Below are 19,489 nucleotides of genomic sequence, written 5' to 3'. Positions count from 1 at the left end.
CCGAAATAGGGTGGATGGCAAAACCGTTTAGGTGCTATCTATCATGGAAAAGGCCCGCAGTAAAGCAGGCCTTTTCCAATTATTTTTTAGGCACTCCATTGAAAGAAGCTATCACAATGAATGCTGCATACTTGAAGCTTGCAGCCCAGGACTTACAGCTACCGGGTTCCATCACACCAGTTTCGCCGGTGCGGTGCGCACCCTTCGGCGGTAACTTGTAGAGAGGCTATACCATTTCAGTTTCAATACACCCAGCACCCCTTCCTTGATGATGCCCTTGCTCATTTTGCTTTCGCCAAACTTGCGGTCTTCAAACTGGATGGGCACCTCTTTGATGCGGAAACCCAGCTTCCAGGCGGCAAATTTCATTTCGATCTGGAACGCATATCCAACAAAATGGATCTGGTCGAGGTTGATGGCTTCCAGCACTTCGCGGCGGTAGCACATAAAGCCCGCGGTGGGGTCATTTACCGGCATCCACGTAATGAGGCGGGTATAGATAGAACCGCCTTTTGAAAGGGCTATGCGGTCCCAGGGCCAGTTTACCACTTTGCCGCCGGGAATATAGCGGGAGCCAATAGCCAGGTCGGCGCCCCCATTTTTGCAGGCTTCATACAGCTTGGGCAGATCGATGGGTCGGTGCGAAAAGTCGGCGTCCATTTCAAAAATGAACTGGTAGCCATTGCGGATGGCCCATTTAAAGCCATGGATATAGGCCGTACCTAAACCCAGCTTACCCCGCCGCTCCTCTATGTGGAGCATGCCGCGAAAAGCAGGCTGCAGGTCTTTTACTATTTGTGCGGTTCCATCGGGCGAACCGTCGTCGATCACCAATACATGAAAGTCCTGCTGCAAGCCAAAAACAGCCTGCAGAATGGACACGATATTGTCCTTTTCGTTGTACGTAGGAATAATAACTAATTTCTCCACCAGTGACAGGCTTATTGTTTTTTGAGCATCGAGCGGGTGTAGATCTCGGTGAGCTTCTGCTTGGTGTTCATGGGAAATTCGCCGCGCATCATCCAGTCGTAGTATTGCGGCTCGGCCTTCAACACGTCGGCCACAGCGCGGCCCTTGTGTTTTCCGAAGTTAAAGATTTCCACGCCTTTATCGTCGTACACAAAACGGCGGGCAAAATCAATGATCTGGTCTTCGCCAATAACTTTTAAAATGGACTCGAGGTTGTTGCCCAACTGTGGGTAACGCTGTACCTGTGCTTCCAGTATCTCGGCAGTGGCAGCCGCATCGGCCTCGGCACTATGGGCGTTCTCGATGGTTTTGTTGCAGTAAAATTTATAAGCAGCCGAAAGCGTGCGCTGCTCCATTTGGTGGAAGATCTTTTGCACGTCCACCAGCTTGCGGTTTTTCATGTCAAACTCCACACCGGCGCGGATAAATTCCTCTACCAGCAGGGGCATGTCCAAACGGTAAGCATTGTAGCACGAGATATCGCAGCCGGTAAGGAACTGTTTGATCTCCTGGGCTGCCTGTTTGAAGGTGGGTGCATCCTTTACCATCTCGTCGGTGATGCCATGAATGTCGATCACCTGTTGCGGGATAGGCATTTCCGGGTTCAGCAGCTTGCGCTTTACATTGCGGGTGCCGTCCACCAGGTATTTGATGATGGCGATCTCCACGATCCGGTCTGTAGCGGGGTTGGAACCCGTAGCCTCAATGTCAATAAACGCAATAGGCTTGGTAAGTTGTAGCATGACCCGTAATTCTTAAAAGGGGTAAAGGTAAAGTATTGGTGTTTTCAGGGGCAAACTTAGGGCATTTCGGATTTGGGATTTCGGATTTCGGCCACTGTACGCCAGTAGCATGTTACATTCCATCAACAACTACCGAAATTCGAAATCCCAGATACGAAATCTGCTCAGGCTTTTCCGGCAATGTTATTTGCAGTCTCTGCCACATCCAGCCCGTCGTAATTGCCCGAACTCATAAACAGTACAACGCTGTTGCTGTAATCCTGTTGTTGCAGCCACTGTTCTATTTCCGCACGGGTATTGAGCACCTGCAACCCCTCTTTGGCAAAGCCGGACTCCACAACGGCTTTGGACAGGTCGGGCATCCGCTTCAATTCAAGGGCGTGTTTGCTGTAAAAAACGGCAGCGCTGTCGGCGCCATCCAGTGCACCCTTGTACTCGGTCATGAATGCCTCGTTGAGGCTGCTATAGGTGTGCAGTTCCAGCAAGCCGATAATCCGGCGGTCGGGAAACTGCTGGCGTGCAGCATCTACGGTTGCTTTTACCTTGGAAGGCGCATGGGCGAAATCGCGGTAAATGGTGGTGTTATCATTTTGTGCAAGCAGTTCCAGGCGCTTGGCCGCCCCGGTAAAGCTGCTCATAGCCTGTACAAACTGTTCGGCACCAATTCCCAGTTGCTGGGTCACCAGCCAGGCGGCGTGGAGGTTCAGCAGGTTGTGGTTGCCAAAAACCTTTAGTTCGCTGCTTTGCCCATCGATGGTGATCGTGGTTTTGCCTCCGGCAATGGTATGCTGCGTTACGCCATATGGCAGGTACTGTATATCCTCCCTGCGGTTGGCTTCCACCAGTTCGCGGAGTACAGCATCCGTTTCATTGTACACCAGCGAGCCGTTGGGTTCAATCTTTTGCAGGAAGATGCGGAACTGCTCCAGGTAAAAATCAAAAGTGGGAAATACGTTGATATGGTCCCAGGCAATACCGGTAAGTACGGCAATATGCGGGAAGAGAAAATGGAACTTGGGACGCTTTTCGAGGGTACTGGCGGGGTACTCGTCGCCCTCACAAACAATTACCGGGGCCTCGGTGATATTGACACTCTGGTCAAAACCTTCGAGGCGGGCGCCCACAAGGTAGTCAAACTCCTTGCCGGCGGTGCGCAGCACGTGCATGATCATGGAGGTAGTGGTGGTTTTGCCATGGCTGCCGCCTACCACTACCCTTTTCTTTTCCTTGCTTTCCTGGTAGATGTATTCAGGGAAAGAGTATATGGGCAGGTCCAGCTCTTTGGCTTTTGCCAGCTCAGGGTTATCGGCCTTGGCATGCATGCCCAGGATCACCGCATCCAAACCTGGCAGAATATAGTCTGGATTCCAGCCCATGGTTTGGGGCAACAGCCCCTCGGCCTCCAGGTTGGAACGGGAGGGTTCGAAAATTTCATCATCGGAGCCGGTAATATGGTATCCTTTTCGCTTAAGTGCTATGGCTAACTGGTGCATCACGCTGCCGCCGATGGAAATAAAATGTAGGTTCATGAGCAAAAAGTCTTAGGATAGGGTGCGGGCAAACTGTTAAGGATTAAAACCCGCCCCGCCTCACGTGTTTAAAGGTTTATATATTTGCGCAAAATATCCGGCAAAGATCGCCGTTTTTAACGCAAATCCATTTTGGTCATGAAAAACAAAATCATCGCCTTCGGCCTCCTGGCAATCACCATTATAAGCATGGCATCCTGCACCGCTACCCGTAGCAAGTATGGCTGTCCTATGAACACCGAGCGAAACAGTAAATGGAGAGGCTAAACAAAGAACCGCGATATGCATTGGATACATCTCACAGAAGACGAACAGATCAAACAGATTATAGCCCGCAGCCAGGATAAGCCCCAGGTGATTTTCAAGCACAGCACCCGTTGCTCTATTTCATCCGTTGCATTGTCCCGGTTGCAGAAGGCCGACCAGCCCTCTGACATTGACTTTTATTTCCTCGACCTGATTGCCTACCGCCACCTGAGCAACAAGGTTGCAGAAGTGTTTCATGTGCACCATGAGTCGCCCCAGGTACTGGTAGTACGCAACGGCGAGTGCGTGTACGACGAAAGCCATATGGGTATTTCGATGGACGAGATCATGGAGCAGGCGAAGGCCGCATAGCATCCCCTGTCCCCCTGAAGGGGGAACTCAGGTCAATCAACCTTATTAACAACAAAGCCACTCTTTGCGGAGTGGCTTTGTTGTTTGTGCTACTAAAGCTTAAGGTATTGTACAATTGCGACGAACACCACGGCCTAAGTTCCCCCTCTAGGGGGACAGGGGGTTTAGCGCCTGCTTGATATCATTTACAATATCCTCCGCATACTCCAATCCCACTGAAATCCGGATCAGGCCCGGCGTGATCCCCACATCCATCCGCTCGGCTTCGGTGAGCTTGGCATGGGTAGTGCTTGCGGGGTGCGAGGCAATGGACCGGGCGTCGCCCAGGTTGGCTGTAAGGGAAAGCAATTGGAGGCTGTTGAGGAAATTGCGACCAGCTTCAATACCGCCCTTCAGCTCAAAACAAACAATACCGCCACCATTCAGCATTTGCTTTTGGGCAATGGCAAACTGCGGGTGTGAAGACAGGAAAGGATATTTCACCCAACTCAATGCTGGGTGACCTTCCAATGCTTTTGCCAGGTGCAGCGCATTGGCAGCATGACGCTCCATCCGCACATGCAGGGTATCGAGGCTCTTGCTCAGCACCCAGGCGTTAAATGGCGACATTGCGGGGCCTGTGCTGCGGCAAAATGCATACACTTCCTTGATCAGGTCGGGGCGGCCCACCACTACCCCACCCAGCACACGGCCCTGTCCATCCATCCACTTGGTGGCGCTGTGGATCACCAGGTCGGCGCCAAACTTCAGCGGCCGCTGGCCAATGGGTGTGGCAAAACAGTTGTCTACGTTCAGGATGATGTTGCGGCTCCGGGTGATGGCGCTCACCATTTGCAGGTCCACCAGGTCGAGGCCGGGATTGGTAGGCGTTTCCAGGTATACCATCTTTGTATTGGGCCGCATCGCTGCTTCCCATTCTGCTGCGGTGGCATCTGTGTCTACATAGGTATATTCAATGCCGTACCTGCCCAGGAACTTGGTGATAACCGTATGGGTAGAACCAAATACCGATTTGCAGGCCACCAGGTGGTCGCCGGCTTTCATTAAAGCCATAAAGGAAGCAAAGACCGCACTCATGCCGCTGGCGGTGGCAAAGCCGCTTTCGGCGCCTTCAAGCACACAAACTTTATCGATAAACTCCTGTACCGAAGGATTGGAAAAACGGGTGTAGATATTATCATCCGTTTCATCGGCAAAGGCAGCCCGCATGTCTTCCGCGTTGTCGAAACAAAACGAAGAAGTAAGGAACATGGGTGATGAATGTTCCATCTGCTGCGTGCGCTCGGTGTGAGTGCGGATGGCCTGCGTGGTAGGATGAAGCTTATGGTTCTTCTGTTGTTCGTTCGAGGTGTCGTTCATTGTTGTTGTTGTTGGAGCCACGCTGACATTTGGACAAAGAGCTATCAAAAACGATTTGTGTTCCTCATTGTCTTCCTGTCTTTGTGGTTCAAAATGCTAAATGGTAACTACTGGCGCTACTTTCACTTCCCAGGTAACTGCTGCACCGGCGCGGCGCAGGGTTTCGGCTACAGAGCAATATTTTTCGATGGAAAGCTGGCAGGCACGTTCGGCCTTTGCAGGATCAATATTTCCTTTGATATCAAACACCACATGTACGGTTTTCCAAAGCGAGGGTTCTACGCCGGCTTCCCGTTCACCGCTGATCTGCATGGTGAAGCCATCGATCTGCTGTCTTTGTTTTTTCAAAATAGAAACAACATCAATACCGCTGCAGCCACCCATGGCCATCAGCAGCATTTGCATGGGACGCACACCGGCGTCGTTGCCGCCGTTCTCGGATGAGGAGTCGGTGAGCACGCTATGGCCCGCCGCATCTTTGGCTTCAAAACCATAATCGCCTTGTGTACGTTCCAGTGTTATATGGATCATTTCGGATATTTTTTTTCAAAAGTACGCCTGCAGGCGTTTATTTTGGGGCCTGAATTCGCCGGATGAACGTATTGCAACATGATGGTCCGCTACTGCTCGAAAGCGGGCAGCAACTTTCTCAAATCAACATCGCCTATCACACTTATGGTACTTTAAAGCAGGACAAAAGCAATGTTGTTTGGATCTGTCATGCGCTCACAGCCAATTCGGATGCTGCCGACTGGTGGCCCGGCATGATCGGCAAGGGCCTCCCCTTGGATACCGATCGTTATTTTATTGTTTGCGCCAATATACTGGGCTCCTGCTATGGCAGTACCGGCCCGCTCAGCATCAACCCCGACACCAACCAACCTTACTTCCAAGCCTTTCCTTTCCTCACCATCCGCGATATGGTGCAGGCACATATCCTGTTGCGGAAACACTTGGGACTCGAACATATTCACCTGCTCATTGGCGGTTCCATTGGCGGCTACCAAGCCCTCGAATGGAGCCTCACCGAACCTGGCCGTTTCGGCCGTATGTTCCTGCTGGCCACCTCTCCTGCCGAAAGCGCCTGGGGCATAGCCGTGCACACCGCGCAGCGCATGGCCATTGAAGCCGATGGTACCTGGGGCCAACCCAACGCTGATGCCGGTGCAAAAGGGCTGGCAACTGCAAGGGCTATTGGCATGCTTACCTACCGCAACTATGCCATCATGGTGGAAAAGCAATCGGATGCCGATGTGGCCAAGGTGGATGATTTCAAAGCTTCTTCCTACATGCGCTACCAGGGCGAAAAGCTGGTGAAGCGCTTCAATGCTTATAGCTATTACCTCCTCAGCAAGGCCATGGATACCCATAACCTTGCACGTGGACGCGCCAACACTATTGAAGCGGCCCTCCAACAGGTAACTGTTCCTACGCTCATCATTGGTGTAACCAGCGATATCCTGTGCCCGGTGCAGGAGCAACAGATCATGGCAGCCAATATTCCCAATGCCACTTACGTGGAAATTGATTCGGCTTATGGCCATGATGGTTTCCTGGTAGAGACCCCCACCATTGCCGGGCACATGCTGCAGTGGCTTGAAAAATAAAGTGCTCACAGATGGCACAGATAACGCAGATGGATTTCATTTTTACGAAAAACAACCGTGGTATCTGTGGCATCTGTGAGCACTAAACTATAGCATCTCCTAACTCCGGCAATCACAATTAAGTTTCTCACAGATTACACAGATGGCGCAGATAAGAATTGGATTATCCCCAAAACATCAGTGTTATCTGTGGCATCTGTGAGCACTCATTTTTGATCACAAACACCGGCATTTACAATAAAGTTTCTCACAGATGACACTGATGACACAGATAAGAATGTTACCATTCAAAAAACATCTGTGTAATCTGTGCCATCTGTGAGCAATACATTATCATCAGTGAGACTTATAGTTTACTTCAACAGTCCATCCACCGTAACAGCTGCATAGTACAGGGCACCAATGGTGGGGCCCGCTGCAAACTGGATAAAGCGTTGGTTCAGCAGGTTGGTACCGCCCACTTTCACCGTTGATTTCAGCTTGGGGAAACGTACGTTCACCTGTGCATCGATGGTACTATAGGCTGGTACCTGTCCGTTGGCGAGGGTACTTTCCCAGAACACCACATCCTGCCAGCGCCATACAATGTTGAAGCCTACATTCTTGATGATCTCGCGGTTGCTGAAGGAGACATTGGTGATCCATGCCGGCGTGTTGAAGCTGGTTTGGAAAATATCAGGATTGGGGTTATTCGACAGCTTGTTGTAATTAAGGTTGCCAGTTACTGTAAACCGCTTGTAGAAGTTGTACGTAACGCCCAGCGAAGAACCATAACTATTGTACTTGTTGCGGGCATTGGTGTACACGCGGTAGCGGTTTTGCTTGTTGCGAACGGTCATATCCAACACGGCGGCATCACTCCCGATGGTTCCAGAGGTAGGCACGGCCACTTCCACCTGTCCCAGGAAGCCCCCGTAGATATTATAGTAAGCATCCCAATCCAGCACCAGCTTGTTGTTGGCCAGCACACTCTTGTAACCAATTTCAAACGAGTTGATGCTTTCGGGCTGCATAACGGGCAGGTTGGCTGCCTGCAACACATTGCGGTTTTTCAGGGCCGCATCGTTGTTTGTCAGACCAGCGCGTACATCGTTGGCAACGGCAGCCGTAAAGCGGTCGAGTGAAGCCAGGGTGTAGGAATTTTCCAGGAAGCCGATGCCTTCATTTACCCGTGCCAGGCCACCTACGCGGCGCACACTGGCATTGTTGAGGAATGACAGGGCTTCAAACAAGGCAGGAAAACGATAGCCATTCTGGAAAGATGCCCGGAAATTATGTCTTTGCGCAGCCGTGTACACTACAGCAAGGCGGGGGTTCAGCTTGGTGCTGAACTCGGGGTTGCGGTCCACGCGGGCTGAGGCAGATACTTTGAGTTTATCGTCAAAGAACAGCTTGGTTACCTGTGCAAACACGCCATACTTACGGTAGTACTGCTTTTCACCAAATGAGCCGTTTTTATCAGCAACGGTACGCTCCGCCAAGGGGCGGGAAAGGTCCACGAAGGTGTTGCCATCAGGGATCACTTCGTACAAACGGTAGTCGCCGCCAACCAGCACATTGGCCCATTTGATGCGGCTGATATGGTATTGCAGGTCGGCGTGGTAGGTATTGCTATACTGCCATACCGCTGCACCACCATTGGGTGCGCCATTGGGCAAGCTGGCCGATTTTACGTCCCAGTTGTTGGAGTTTACAATGGTATTTTTCAGCTGGTTGAAGGCTGCGGTACCGGGTTCGGCACGGCCAGCATCAGCCGCAGCACGGGCAGCCTGCATGGCATCGGTGAGCGCAACGTTGGCATCCAGCTGTCTTTGCAGTTCGCCTTTGAACGTGGAGCCCCATACCGCGTTGGAAGCATGGCTCAGGTCGAGGCTATAAGCCAGCGGGTTGAGGTTGTACGATTTGCCGGTATTTTCTTTCAACACATATACCCGGGCCAGGAAGTCGGCACTGCGCAGCTCCACCTTGTGGTTCTGCACCGTCACATCATTCAGCTGAATGCGGTTGCCACGCTGAAACACGCCATCCATGATCCCATAGCGGTAGCTGTAAGACGCTTCCAGTTTATCGTTGAGGCGGTAAAAAAGGGCGCCATCCAATTTCAGGTTGCGCACATCGGGATAGATCAGGTCTTTTTCCAGGTAGCCGGTACGGGCCACGTTGAAGGTTTCAGGCACACCCTTGTAGTTGACGCTGATGGCCTGGCGAGCCTGGCGGTCATCGCCATAGCGGCTCCACTGGTCGCGGGCAGGATTGGCCTCACCAGCCAGTTCAGGGAAACGCGGGTTGGCCGTACCCAAGTTCTGCGGGTTTTGGTCCACGAGGCCGTTGGCAACCCAATCGGTACCCTTCAGTGTGCTGAAGTTGAGTTTGAAGGCAAAACGGTTGCCGATCACTTTGGCATACCGGATCGCAGTTTCCGTGAGCGCACTGGGGTCGCGATCAATGCCATCCACATGGTTCACACCGATTTTCTGGTACACACTTAGTCCGGGGTATTTGAATGGGCTCTTAGTTTGCAGGTTGGCGATTCCGTTGATGGCGTTCATGCCATATAATGCGGAGGCCGCACCGGGCGTAATTTCCACCGCTTCAATATCCAGCTCGGTGGCTCCAATAGCGTTACCCAGGGGAACCCCCAGGGTAGCGGCCTGCATATCCACACCATCCACCAATTGCAAAAAGCGGAAGTTATTGGGTACGTTAAACCCCCTGGTATTGGGCACTTTAAAGGTGAGGCTTGAGGTAAGCATCTGCACGCCTTTTACGTTTTCCAAAGCATCGTAAAAACTGGGTGCAGCGGCTTCCTTAATGGCCCGGATATCCAGCTTTTCAATGGCTACCGGGCTTTTCAAAATGTTTTCCGAAACACGGGAAGCGGTTACCACCACTTCGGTACCCAGCTGGGTTTGGGTGAACAGCTCCACGTTGATCTTGGAATCCAGTCCGCGCACTTCATACTCCTGCGGCTGGTAGCCTATAGTGGAAAAATTGAGGGTAAAAGGAAAACGCAGGCGGGTGCGCAGGGCAAAATATCCCGAGTCGTTGGTAACCGAACCGGTTACACTACCCTTGATACCGACGCTTACGCCGGCAAGGCCATGGCGGCTTTCGGCACTTACTACCCTGCCGGCTACCTCAACGAGGTTGGACTCCTGGGCTGATCCCCTAAGCTGTAATACAAAAGTGAAAAAGAACAATACCGGCAAGAGGCGCCAGCGTTGATTTGTAGAGGTTGTTTGCATTGTTGTTGGTTCTGCTTTACAGTCTATTGTTTTTGTAGACTAATTAAGTAAAATAAAACTCCCGAAGGAGTTCAGATCTTCCATTTCCGGAAGAGATGGAAGCTTTATTTAAAAAAATGCTTTGATCAATATCCGCAGGCTCCAGATGATCACCATGGTGCCTACGCCGATAAACATGGTTTTCAGGGGCAGTTTGCCCGACAGCCTTGCCGCCAGTGGCGCCCCCAGCATACCCCCTACAATCAATCCTACGATCACCTGCCAGTGGCTCAGGCCCAGCATGCCGAAAAAGGTGAGTGCCGAAGCAAGGGTTACAAAAAACTCGGTGATGCTTACGGAGCCGATCACGAATCGAGGGGTACGGCCTTTTGAAATGAGGGTACTGGTAACCAGGGGCCCCCAGCCGCCGCCGCCAAACGAATCAAGGAAGCCACCGGCACCGGCCAGCCAGCCTACCCTTTTTACTTTTTGGGGTTTGCGCTTTTTACCCAGCGCCGTGTACAGGATGCGGATACCCAGGATCAGGGTATAGGCTGCCAGTATGGGCCGGATTGTTTTCGCATAGGCATCACCGTAGATAGACAAAAGGTAAGCACCCACAACGGCACCAATGATACCGGGGATGAGCAGTGCACGGAACAGCTTTTTGTTTACGTTGCCGAACTTATAATGGCTGTAACCAGAAACACCGCTGCTGAACATTTCGGCCGTATGAATGGAACCGGAAATAGCAGGGAGGTTTACCCCCAGCGACAGCAGCACCGTGGTACAGGTAACACCATAACCCATACCAAGGGCGCCATCTACCAGCTGGGCGAAAAAGCCCGTGGCAACGAGGTAGTAAAATTGCTTGTCGATTTTAATTTCGCTCAGTGCCTGTCCCCACTCACGCAAAGGCATATACGAAAGCAGCAAGTGTCCAACGATCATGAACAGGAAGGCAAACAGCGAATAGGTGGCAATCTTTTTCCACTGCTGCTCGCTCTTGGCGTTTTCCGACTCTTTGCCGGTGGCCAGCACCGAAGTGATCTGGTTTAGCTTGTTCACCTTCTCCGTAAAATCGCCTTTGAGCCCATTGCGGATGGCTTGCATTTTATCCAGCACCTGGTCCAGTTCGGCAGGCAGGGCATCGTCCAGGGTTTCCTTCAGGCGCTTGGCCACGGTGGGCGATTTGCCATTGGTGGATATGGCCACTTTCAGGTTGCCTTTTTTTACCACCGATGAAAGATAAAAGTCGCAGAGCTCGGGTTTGTCGGCCACGTTCACCAGGATGCCGCGGCTTTTGATTTCCGCAGAAATGGCGCTGCTGGCTTCGGGGTCGTTGATGCCTACAATTGCGAGGTCAATATCGTTTGCATCCGAAGCATCAAAAGCTTTTTCCACCAGGGTCAGTTGCTCATGTTTTGCTGCGAGGGCTTTGATCTCGTCCGAAATGGTGATACCCACCAACCGGATGGTAGTGGCAGGTGCGTTTTGCAGTACGGCGGTCAGCTTTTCCAAACCGATATAGCCGCCGCCAACAATGAGCAGGCGCAATTGCTCCAGCTTAAGGAATATGGGAAAGAGATGATTGGAGGCCGGCCCTTCTTTATGTTTCAACTGGCTGATTGACTGTGCTTCTTTCACTTGTATTGGAGTGGCGTTTAATGGCCGGGGCCGTTGTTTTGTTTTTTCCTGCGTAGATCCAGGTTGTGGAAGTACGATATCCTTGCGGTGTGTACCGAGCGGTACCGGTTGCCCGCGGCCTGCTGCTGGTACAGGTTCATATAGCCTGCCTGGATCTGGTCGTGCTGGTTTACATGGTAAAAGAAACCTGCAAAGAACCGGTTCTGGTCAAAGCTGTTGTATACAATCTCCTTTCCAAAATTGATATGCACCTCATTGTTCAGCACTCCCGAAAAAGTACCGGGAGCAAAGGCTTTTTTGGATAAGGGCAGGGCCAGCAGCATATTGTAGCGCACCCGGTAGTTGAAATTGTACCCTGCTCCCAGTTTGTCGGGGGCCGCAATCCTGTGGCGAAAACGTTCTTCCAGCCGCACCCATTGCATCAGCCGCAGGTTGGGTTTGTTGTTGTGCCATTGCAATTGTTGCCAGGGGCGGTGTTCGGGCATGGCAACCTGGGGGTGATTATCGCTGGGATAGTGGTGTATGTACCCGTAACCGGCGGTAAATTTAGTTTGGTTGCTCAGGTAATAGGTCAATCCTACCCTGCCAATCACCTGCGACAGGTCGTTTGTCCAATCTTCTTTAGTTCGCAAAGATGCATCTGCCCAGATACCCCAACGGTCCGAAAACCGGGTTTGGTTAAAATAGTTCAACCATACCTGCTGCACATGTACCGTTTGTTTTTGGGCCTGGCCCATAAAGGGAATAAACAGATGTAAACCCAGAACCAGTAGAACCGTCCTTTTCATTAGTCCACAAAAATAGTAGAATATCACAAAGGAAGACCAACCAGTTGGGGAAAGGGCAAAAATAATTTAGGTAAGCATATAACCCGATTGATTCTCATCAGTCGGCGGCAGCAAAGGCCAAATGGGCAGCGTCCACTTTTTGGGGCAGCGAAAGGATAAAACGGGCACCCCTTCCCGGTTCGGCGGTAGCCCTGATGGTGCCGCCATGCCGCTCCACAATCTTACGGCAAAGCGCAAGCCCCAGCCCCGATCCTTCGTAGAGGTCCTTGGAATGCAGGCGGGTATAGGTTTGGAAAATCTTTTCCGAATGTACCGGGTCGAAACCGATGCCATTGTCTGCTACAACAATGGTCACCATGCCTTCGGGTGCAGGCTCGCTGTCCGCAAAAACCTCAATCTGTGGTTCCACTCCGGGTTTGGCAAATTTCAGCGAGTTGTTGACCAGGTTGTAAAACAGTTGGTAAATCAGTTCGGGAGCACCTTCAAGCCAGGGCAGGGCACCTACTATTATTTTGGCTCCCTTTTGCTGGATGGGCAGTTCCAGGTCGGTTTCAATATCCTTGATTAGCGCTTCCAGGTTTATGGGTTCATGCACCAGGATGGCAGCATCCACTTTTGAATAGCGCAGCAGGCCATCAATCATGGTATAGCTTCTGCGGGCAGCCACTTCTACCCTTTCCAGGTAATTGACGGCTTTTTCCGGCAGTTGGGGTTTGAACTCCTTCAGCAGCCGGTCAAGAAAGGTGAGCACCTTGCGTACCGGTTCTTTAAGGTCGTGAGAAGCTGCATGTGCAAACTGTTGCAGGTCCTCGTTGGAGCGCTGCAGTTCTTGGGTTCGCCGGGCAACTTCCTGCTCCAGCTTTTCGGTAAACAGGCGCTGGTCGGTAACATCAGTGGTAGTGGTGAGCACCATCAGCAGGTTGCCTTCATTATCGAAAAGGGGCGCCGAATGTGAATCGTACCAGGTCACCTTACCGGTTTGGCGGTGTATCAGCTGGTACACCAACCGGCTTTGTTTGCGCGTTTGGAAACCGTGTGTTTTGGCGCCGCCTTTAATGGTAAAAGGCTCGCCGTTTTCATCGCGCATTTCAAAATACTTTTCCACTCGCTGGCGCACTGCTTCCATATGACCCAAGACCAGCACTTCCTCTACGGTGTCGAAAAGGATGTTGTGCGCAGCGGCCTCATTCAGGTAAATGATCCTGCCATTTTTATCTGTCAGGAAAATAGCAGCAGGTACGTTTTCAAATGTCAGTTCCAACTGATCTTTGGTGAGGGTAAGGGCATCCTCGATGGCACGTTGGGCCGTGATATCGGTATGGGTGCCAAACCAGCTTTCGATGGCACCGCCTTCGTTATGTACCGGCACGGCCCGCGACAGGAACCAGCGGTACTGCCCATCAACGCCCCTGATCTGCACAATATCTTCCCAAGGGTAGCCACCCCTGAAAGCCTGCTGCAACAGGTTTTCCACGCGGTCGGCCATTAGGGGATGGAACACCTTGTGCCAGCCGTCTTCCTTCATTTCGCCTGGCGTGGTACCGGTGAAATCAAACCATCTTTGATTGTACCAATAGATTTTGCCTTCGGGGCCTGCCATCCAGGCCAGCTGGGGAATAAAGTTGGCCATGGTTCGGAAGCGGGTTTCGCTTTCCTTCAGGGCTTCTTCTGCCCGTTTCAAACCAGTAATATCGGTAGTGATCACCAGGATGGTACTGACCTCTCCTGTGGCGTCCAACTCGGGCACAAAACGGGAGTACAACCAGTTAGCGCCATCCCGGTCAGAATATTCAACAGAGTGCGACCTTTTTTCTGTTACCACCAGCTCCAGCTGTTCCTCAACAAAATGGCATATGGATTCCGGCACACCTACCTCCCACATGGAACGGCCGATGATGGCCTCCGGTGGTTTGCCCACCAGTATCTCTACCTGCGGATTGGCATACAGGTACCTGAAATCCCGGCCATGCTTTATAATAATATCCGGCGTATTCTCGGCCAGCGAGCGAAACTCCCGCTCCCGCTCCATAATTTCCTGTGCCGCTAATTTCTCTTCGGTCACATCGAGAATGGCACCAATAAACCGGTAACGAACACCTTTTTCGTTCAGCAGCACCCGGCCAAAAGACCGGTTCCACCGCACCCCGCCATCGGGTTGCAGCACCCTGAATTCATTGAAATATTGGGTTTCGCTGGTATTACCAAACAGCAGTTCCCGGTTGCCCTTTGCCACCCGTTCCCGGTCGTCGGGGTGAACGGATTGCAGGAACCGTTCAAACGTAAAAGCCTCATCAGGTTTTAACCCATAAAACTCCCTAGTACGTTCTGGCAATATGGTCGTATTGTTTTCGAGATTAAAATCCCACATACCCAGGTTGGCGGCATCTATAACCAGGTTCAGCCGTTCTTCGTTTTCCTCCAACAGTACCTGGGCAAGCTTTTGATGGGTGATGTCGGCGGCAGTGCCTACGGTACGGTACAAACTGCCTTGCTCGTTGAAAAATGCCCTGGCCTTGGCACGGAGCCATTTTACTGCACCGTTTTGGTTATCGATGATGCGGAACTCGGTAATAAAGGTGGTTGAAATTTTACCTGCTATAATTTGTTCCAGTAATTCCTGCTGCTCCCTGCGGTCCTCAGGATGTACACTTTGCATCACCAGTTCCAGGTTGTAATCGGCGTTGGAAGAAAGCCCATAAATCTGGGCCATTTTGCCTGCCGCTACTATCGTTCCTTTCCGAACATCAAAATCCCACAAGCCCAGGTCCGAGGCTTCCACCACCGTGGCATAACGCTCCTCGCTTTCCTTGATGGCATCTTCCACCTGTTTACGGCTGGTAATATCGCTGCGGATGGCAATATACTGGTAAGGCTTCCCGGCTTCGTTCAGAAAAGGAACAATGGTGGTATCCACCCAATAGAAAGACCCATCTTTAGCCTTGTTCCGGATCTCGCCCTTCCATATTTTTCCCTGGCTGATGGTGCGCCACAGTTCACTGAAAAATGATTTTTCGTGGTACCCCGAATTGATCAGCCGGTGGTCTTTACCAATCAGTTCTTCGGCGCTGTATTGCGAAATGGAACAGAACTTTTCATTCACATACTGGATAATGCCCCGATGGTCGGTGATGGCGACAATGGAGGATTTATCGAGCGCATATTTATAATCGGTAACCTCGCGGATCTTTCGATCCAGGTTGGCCTGTATTTCCTTTGTTGCAGAAATATCGATACAAACAGCCGTCAAAAACGGGTTTACACCGGGCACCGAAATACGGGAAAAACTATTGTTGACCCAAATGATGGTACCATCTTTCCGGATACACCGCTTTTCCGCATTCATGGATATGCCTTCTTCCACACAAGCCCAAAAACGGGGCTCCAGTGCTTTCCAGTCATCGGGATGGGTGAGGGCAGCAAAATTCAGTTGCAGCAACTCCTGCCGGCTATAGCCCAGTATCTCACAAAAGCGGTCATTGGCATCGGTGAAGTTGCCCTGCAGATCGGCCTGGGCAAGACCTGCGGCCATCTGGCCAATCAGGCTGTCGAGGTGCGAGCGGGTAGCCTCCGACTGCTTGCGGCTTTCCACCTCGCGGGTAATATCAAAGCCACTGGCAATCACCCCTTCAATGATACCCTCTTCCCTGCGCCAGGGTGTCAGTATTATTTTAAAAATGATCTTATGCTGGACACCATTGCGTTCATAAATCCAGGGCACTTCGTCCCGTTCCTGTTGCTCACCGGTTTGCAACACCGTCATGCATTGCCGTACCAGGTCGGAATCGCGTAAATGGGGAAATAAATCGAAGTAAGATTGGTGGTATGCTTCAGCGGCTGTTTTGCCCCAAAAACGAAGCAGGTGATTGTTGGCAAGTTCCACTACAAGGTCCGCCCCTTTCAGGATGGCAACAGGATAGGGCAGTTGCAGGAGCAGGTTGGTAGTGAATTCCATATGAATAGCAAGGGGCATCGTTTTCGTGCCGCAACCTCGTAGTTTGTTAAAGGAAATTACAGCGAAAATAAGGCCACGGGACCTACCAACCTTCAACCGGCAGCTTGCAGGAGAAAAGGCAAGATTATAGGGGCATGGAAAGACGGGGTTTACAAAGTGACAGCAACAGTACGTTGCCTGCGCAGGTCGATATTGCGGGTATAATAAATCCGGGCCACATGGCTTTGGCGGTACTTATTTCCGGATGCCTGTTGCTGGAAAATGTGCATATAGCCAATTTGCAGGAAATCGTTTTTATTGACCTGTAGCTGTACGCCGGCAATCAGCCGGTTCTGGTCAAAGATGTTGTACTGGATTTCCCGGCCTAAGTTCAGCATGGCCTCATCGGCTGCCATCAGGGCCAGGGAGCCGGGTCCGAATGGCTTATTACCCAAAGGATAAAGCAACTGCAGCTGCATGCGGGTGCGCCAGTTGAAATCATAATCATCTGTAATGCCGCCGCGGCTGTCCACATGTTTGCGCCAGCGCTCCTCCAGGCGCAGCCGGTTTTGTACCCGCAGCCTGGAGGCATGGGTAGTCCACAATACCTGCTGCCAGAGGCGCTGCTCGGGCCGTGCATCCTGCGGATGGTTTTCGCCGGGATAATAATGGAAATGGGCATATCCTGCCGATACCTGGGTGCGGTCGCCGGGGTAATAGGTAGCGCCAATCCTGCCCAGCACGATGTTTTTCCCCTGCACAAAATTGTCGGCAGTACGGAAATGAAGGTCTGCGGAAAGGCCCCAGCGGTTGCTGAAGCGCACCTGCTGTATCAACCCCAGCCAGGTCTGGCTGTTCGTGCTCACCTGTTTTTGGGCGCCGGCACCCAGCGAAAGTAATAAAAAGCTAAGGATCGCCGCTGTTTTCATGCATGTAATGGTTTCCCGCTGCTGCGGAATTCACCTAACTTTTTCGCCTTAGATCGATGGTATGGGTGTAAAAAATGCGGCCACAATGGATTTGCCGGTAATGGCTTCCTGCTGCCAGCTGCTGGAAGATGCGCATATAAGTTGCCTGCAACTGGTCCTGGCTGCCTACCTGAACCTGGAAGCCGGCACTCAACCTGTTCTGGTCAAAATGGTTGTACACAACAGCCTTTCCCAGGTTGAACAACGCTTCTTCGGCCAACAGCAGGGCGGTAGCACCCGGGCCTGCAGCCTTTTTGGTGAGGGGGTATGCCAGCTGCAGTTGCATACTTGCCCGCCACAGGTACTGGTAACTTTTGGTTTTCTGTGCGCTGGTGGCAAACTGTTCGCGCCAGCGTTCCTCCATCCGCACTCTTTGCTGGAAGCGTGCCCTGCTCCAGGAGTTGGTCCACTGTGCCTGTTGCCACAGGCGATGTTCCTGCCGTAGCAGAGTGCCATTTTGTGCAAACAGGTATTGGTAGGCATATCCACCAGCAAGTTGCAACTGGCTATTGCTGTACCAGGTGCCACCCAAGCGGCTCAACAGAAAGTTATTGCCTTCGGCCCAGTGCTGTACCGTGCGGTATTGTGCATCGGCCAGCAGGCCCCAATGTTGGGAAAGCCTTACCTGTTGTACCAGTCCCAGCCAGCTTTGCTGCATTACAGTTACCTGCTTTTGTGCCGGGCTTTTGATTGCAGCCAGCAGGCCGGCGGCCACCATCCATTTTTTCATCATAAAAAAACCAGCAGGGGTACTGCATGCACCGCTGCTGGCTTGTTGGTCAACTTTTTTCATGCTGAGACTACGCTGTTGCAGCCGCAGCAATATACTTGCGATAGCTAAAGTCGCCAAAGGTTTCGCCTTCGGTGCGCTCCGCTTTAAAGGCAGCAAAAGCGCTGTCCAGCTCGGCAAGGATCTGGGCCTCGTCGAGGCTTTCCTTGTAAATTTTATTGAGGCGCAGGCCCAGGCGGTCGCCACCATAATGGAGGTTGTAGCGGCCGTAAGCGGTACCTACAAAACCGATCTCCGCGGCATAAGGACGGGCACAGCCGTTGGGGCAGCCGGTCATGCGCATAATCAGTTCTTCGTCCTGCAGGCCGTGCTTTTCCAGGATGCCTTCCACCTTGGTGAGTAAAGAAGGCATATAACGCTGTGCTTCGGCAAGTGCCAGTGCGCAGGTATTAAGGGCCACGCAAGCCATGGCATTACCCCGGAGCTTGGTTGCCCGCAGGGTATGGGCTACCAAACCATAGCTTTCCAGAATATTTTCAACAAAAGCTTTGTCTTCTGGTTTGATGTCCGCTACAATCAGGTTTTGGCTGGAGGTAAAACGGAATGCCGCCTTGCCGCTTTCTGCGATCTTCAGCAAGGCTTCCTTCATCTTCAGTTCGGGAATGTCGAGTACACGGCCGTTTTCCACGAACATGGTGAAGTACCACAAACCATGGTGGTTTTGTGCCCAGCCATAATCATCGCGGCGCGAGGTAAAATGGAAAGGTTTGGGATCTTCCATGGCGAAGCCACTGCGGCGTTCCAGCTCTTCGCGCCACCATGCAAGGCCCAGTCGGTCAACGGTGTATTTCAGGCGGGCCAGCTTGCGGTCGCTGCGGTTGCCATAGTCGCGTTGGATGGTCAGCACTTCGTATACGGCTTTCAACACCTTTGCTTCGTCGTTTTCAACATAGGCCAAAGGAGAAGCCAGGCGGGCATAGTGGTCGGGGTTGCCGTGGGTTGTACTCATACCACCGCCTACGCAAATATTGTAACCAATGATTTTACCGCCTTCAACAATGGCAATCAGGCCCAGATCGTTGGTCAGGATGTCCACATCATTTACCGGCGGAATGGCAATACCGATCTTGAATTTCCGGGGCATGTAGCGGTCCTGGTACAGCGGGTCCTCTTCCTGGCTTTTGTCGGCGATCTTTTCTTCGTCCAGCCAGATCTCGTAATAACCACGCGTTTTGGGCAACAGCAGGTCGGCAATTTTATTGGCCAGCACCTCTACCTCTTCGTGCAGCGGCGACGCTACGGGGTTGGAGGTAGTGCACACGTTGCGGTTGATGTCGCCACAGGTAGCGATGGTGGTAAGTGCCGCCTCGTTAAAC

15 protein-coding genes are annotated in these 19,489 nt (G+C 52.0%); 3 read left to right on the top strand and 12 right to left on the bottom strand.

Going from position 1 to position 19,489, the window contains the following annotated elements; translation table 11 throughout:
* Nucleotides 1-171: 171 nt before the first annotated feature.
* From BUE76_RS10860 to BUE76_RS10850, 3 genes are all read right to left on the bottom strand, one after another.
* The gene (locus tag BUE76_RS10860; RefSeq protein WP_216820658.1) at nucleotides 172-930 is read right to left on the bottom strand and encodes a polyprenol monophosphomannose synthase; all 759 of its coding nucleotides are present in this window, start codon (nucleotides 928-930) and stop codon (nucleotides 172-174) included.
* A gap of 11 nt (nucleotides 931-941) precedes the next feature.
* Complete coding sequence (locus tag BUE76_RS10855; RefSeq protein WP_073046093.1) at nucleotides 942-1,712, bottom strand: 3'-5' exonuclease; 771 nt, start codon at nucleotides 1,710-1,712, stop codon at nucleotides 942-944.
* A gap of 164 nt (nucleotides 1,713-1,876) precedes the next feature.
* A complete protein-coding gene (locus BUE76_RS10850; protein ID WP_073046090.1) occupies nucleotides 1,877-3,241 on the bottom strand; it encodes a UDP-N-acetylmuramate--L-alanine ligase in 1,365 nt (454 codons plus the stop codon).
* 138 nt (nucleotides 3,242-3,379) lie between these two features.
* Here BUE76_RS10850 and BUE76_RS25290 point away from each other — a divergent pair, with 138 nt between their 5' ends.
* A complete protein-coding gene (locus tag BUE76_RS25290) occupies nucleotides 3,380-3,508 on the top strand; it encodes a hypothetical protein (protein WP_262485776.1) in 129 nt (42 codons plus the stop codon).
* A 15-nt stretch (nucleotides 3,509-3,523) separates the two neighbouring features.
* On the top strand, nucleotides 3,524-3,859 hold the full coding sequence (gene ytxJ / locus BUE76_RS10845; protein WP_073046088.1) for a bacillithiol system redox-active protein YtxJ: 336 nt from the start codon (nucleotides 3,524-3,526) through the stop codon (nucleotides 3,857-3,859).
* A 147-nt stretch (nucleotides 3,860-4,006) separates the two neighbouring features.
* Here ytxJ and BUE76_RS10840 read toward each other — a convergent pair whose 3' ends face one another.
* Nucleotides 4,007-5,218: a trans-sulfuration enzyme family protein gene (locus BUE76_RS10840; protein WP_073046085.1), complete on the bottom strand. Its 1,212-nt coding sequence runs from the start codon at nucleotides 5,216-5,218 to the stop codon at nucleotides 4,007-4,009.
* A gap of 96 nt (nucleotides 5,219-5,314) precedes the next feature.
* Nucleotides 5,315-5,749, bottom strand: a complete 435-nt coding sequence (locus BUE76_RS10835) for an OsmC family protein (protein ID WP_073046082.1) — start codon at nucleotides 5,747-5,749, stop codon at nucleotides 5,315-5,317.
* A gap of 62 nt (nucleotides 5,750-5,811) precedes the next feature.
* On the opposite strand from BUE76_RS10835, the gene metX reads away from it, so the two are divergent.
* On the top strand, nucleotides 5,812-6,825 hold the full coding sequence (metX, locus tag BUE76_RS10830; protein ID WP_073046079.1) for a homoserine O-acetyltransferase MetX: 1,014 nt from the start codon (nucleotides 5,812-5,814) through the stop codon (nucleotides 6,823-6,825).
* A gap of 353 nt (nucleotides 6,826-7,178) precedes the next feature.
* Here metX and BUE76_RS10825 read toward each other — a convergent pair whose 3' ends face one another.
* The 7 genes from BUE76_RS10825 to BUE76_RS10795 form a co-directional block, all read right to left on the bottom strand.
* Nucleotides 7,179-10,070, bottom strand: a complete 2,892-nt coding sequence (locus BUE76_RS10825; RefSeq protein WP_073046076.1) for a TonB-dependent receptor — start codon at nucleotides 10,068-10,070, stop codon at nucleotides 7,179-7,181.
* Nucleotides 10,071-10,178: 108 nt separating this feature from the next.
* Nucleotides 10,179-11,696: a TSUP family transporter gene (locus BUE76_RS10820; protein WP_083596641.1), complete on the bottom strand. Its 1,518-nt coding sequence runs from the start codon at nucleotides 11,694-11,696 to the stop codon at nucleotides 10,179-10,181.
* Nucleotides 11,697-11,713: 17 nt separating this feature from the next.
* The gene (locus BUE76_RS10815; RefSeq protein WP_158069952.1) at nucleotides 11,714-12,433 is read right to left on the bottom strand and encodes a DUF2490 domain-containing protein; all 720 of its coding nucleotides are present in this window, start codon (nucleotides 12,431-12,433) and stop codon (nucleotides 11,714-11,716) included.
* A gap of 148 nt (nucleotides 12,434-12,581) precedes the next feature.
* Complete coding sequence (locus BUE76_RS10810) at nucleotides 12,582-16,454, bottom strand: PAS domain S-box protein (RefSeq protein WP_083596640.1); 3,873 nt, start codon at nucleotides 16,452-16,454, stop codon at nucleotides 12,582-12,584.
* Between the two features lie 131 nt (nucleotides 16,455-16,585).
* On the bottom strand, nucleotides 16,586-17,344 hold the full coding sequence (locus BUE76_RS10805; RefSeq protein WP_073046068.1) for a DUF2490 domain-containing protein: 759 nt from the start codon (nucleotides 17,342-17,344) through the stop codon (nucleotides 16,586-16,588).
* 34 nt (nucleotides 17,345-17,378) lie between these two features.
* The gene (locus tag BUE76_RS10800; protein WP_073046066.1) at nucleotides 17,379-18,176 is read right to left on the bottom strand and encodes a DUF2490 domain-containing protein; all 798 of its coding nucleotides are present in this window, start codon (nucleotides 18,174-18,176) and stop codon (nucleotides 17,379-17,381) included.
* 7 nt (nucleotides 18,177-18,183) lie between these two features.
* The coding region (locus BUE76_RS10795; RefSeq protein WP_254049527.1) for an NADPH-dependent assimilatory sulfite reductase hemoprotein subunit at nucleotides 18,184-19,489 on the bottom strand (1,306 nt) is incomplete at its 5' end.

This window comes from Cnuella takakiae (assembly GCF_001953305.1).
GTDB lineage: Bacteria > Bacteroidota > Bacteroidia > Chitinophagales > Chitinophagaceae > Flavisolibacter > Flavisolibacter takakiae.
Note: the sequence above shows the minus strand (reverse complement) of the source record. Positions and strands in the feature narration are given on the sequence as shown.

What these genes read in the sequence shown, in the direction of transcription:
- BUE76_RS10855 (WP_073046093.1), bottom strand. Translation starts at nt 1,712, where the DNA reads ATGCTACAACTTACCAAGCCTATTGCGTTTATTGACATTGAGGCTACG.
- BUE76_RS10850 (WP_073046090.1), bottom strand. Translation starts at nt 3,241, where the DNA reads ATGAACCTACATTTTATTTCCATCGGCGGCAGCGTGATGCACCAGTTA.
- BUE76_RS25290 (WP_262485776.1), top strand. Translation starts at nt 3,380, where the DNA reads ATGAAAAACAAAATCATCGCCTTCGGCCTCCTGGCAATCACCATTATA.
- ytxJ (WP_073046088.1), top strand. Translation starts at nt 3,524, where the DNA reads ATGCATTGGATACATCTCACAGAAGACGAACAGATCAAACAGATTATA.
- BUE76_RS10840 (WP_073046085.1), bottom strand. Translation starts at nt 5,218, where the DNA reads ATGAACGACACCTCGAACGAACAACAGAAGAACCATAAGCTTCATCCT.
- BUE76_RS10835 (WP_073046082.1), bottom strand. Translation starts at nt 5,749, where the DNA reads ATGATCCATATAACACTGGAACGTACACAAGGCGATTATGGTTTTGAA.
- metX (WP_073046079.1), top strand. Translation starts at nt 5,812, where the DNA reads ATGAACGTATTGCAACATGATGGTCCGCTACTGCTCGAAAGCGGGCAG.
- BUE76_RS10825 (WP_073046076.1), bottom strand. Translation starts at nt 10,070, where the DNA reads ATGCAAACAACCTCTACAAATCAACGCTGGCGCCTCTTGCCGGTATTG.
- BUE76_RS10815 (WP_158069952.1), bottom strand. Translation starts at nt 12,433, where the DNA reads ATGGGCCAGGCCCAAAAACAAACGGTACATGTGCAGCAGGTATGGTTG.
- BUE76_RS10810 (WP_083596640.1), bottom strand. Translation starts at nt 16,454, where the DNA reads ATGCCCCTTGCTATTCATATGGAATTCACTACCAACCTGCTCCTGCAA.
- BUE76_RS10805 (WP_073046068.1), bottom strand. Translation starts at nt 17,344, where the DNA reads ATGAAAACAGCGGCGATCCTTAGCTTTTTATTACTTTCGCTGGGTGCC.
- BUE76_RS10800 (WP_073046066.1), bottom strand. Translation starts at nt 18,176, where the DNA reads ATGAAAAAAGTTGACCAACAAGCCAGCAGCGGTGCATGCAGTACCCCT.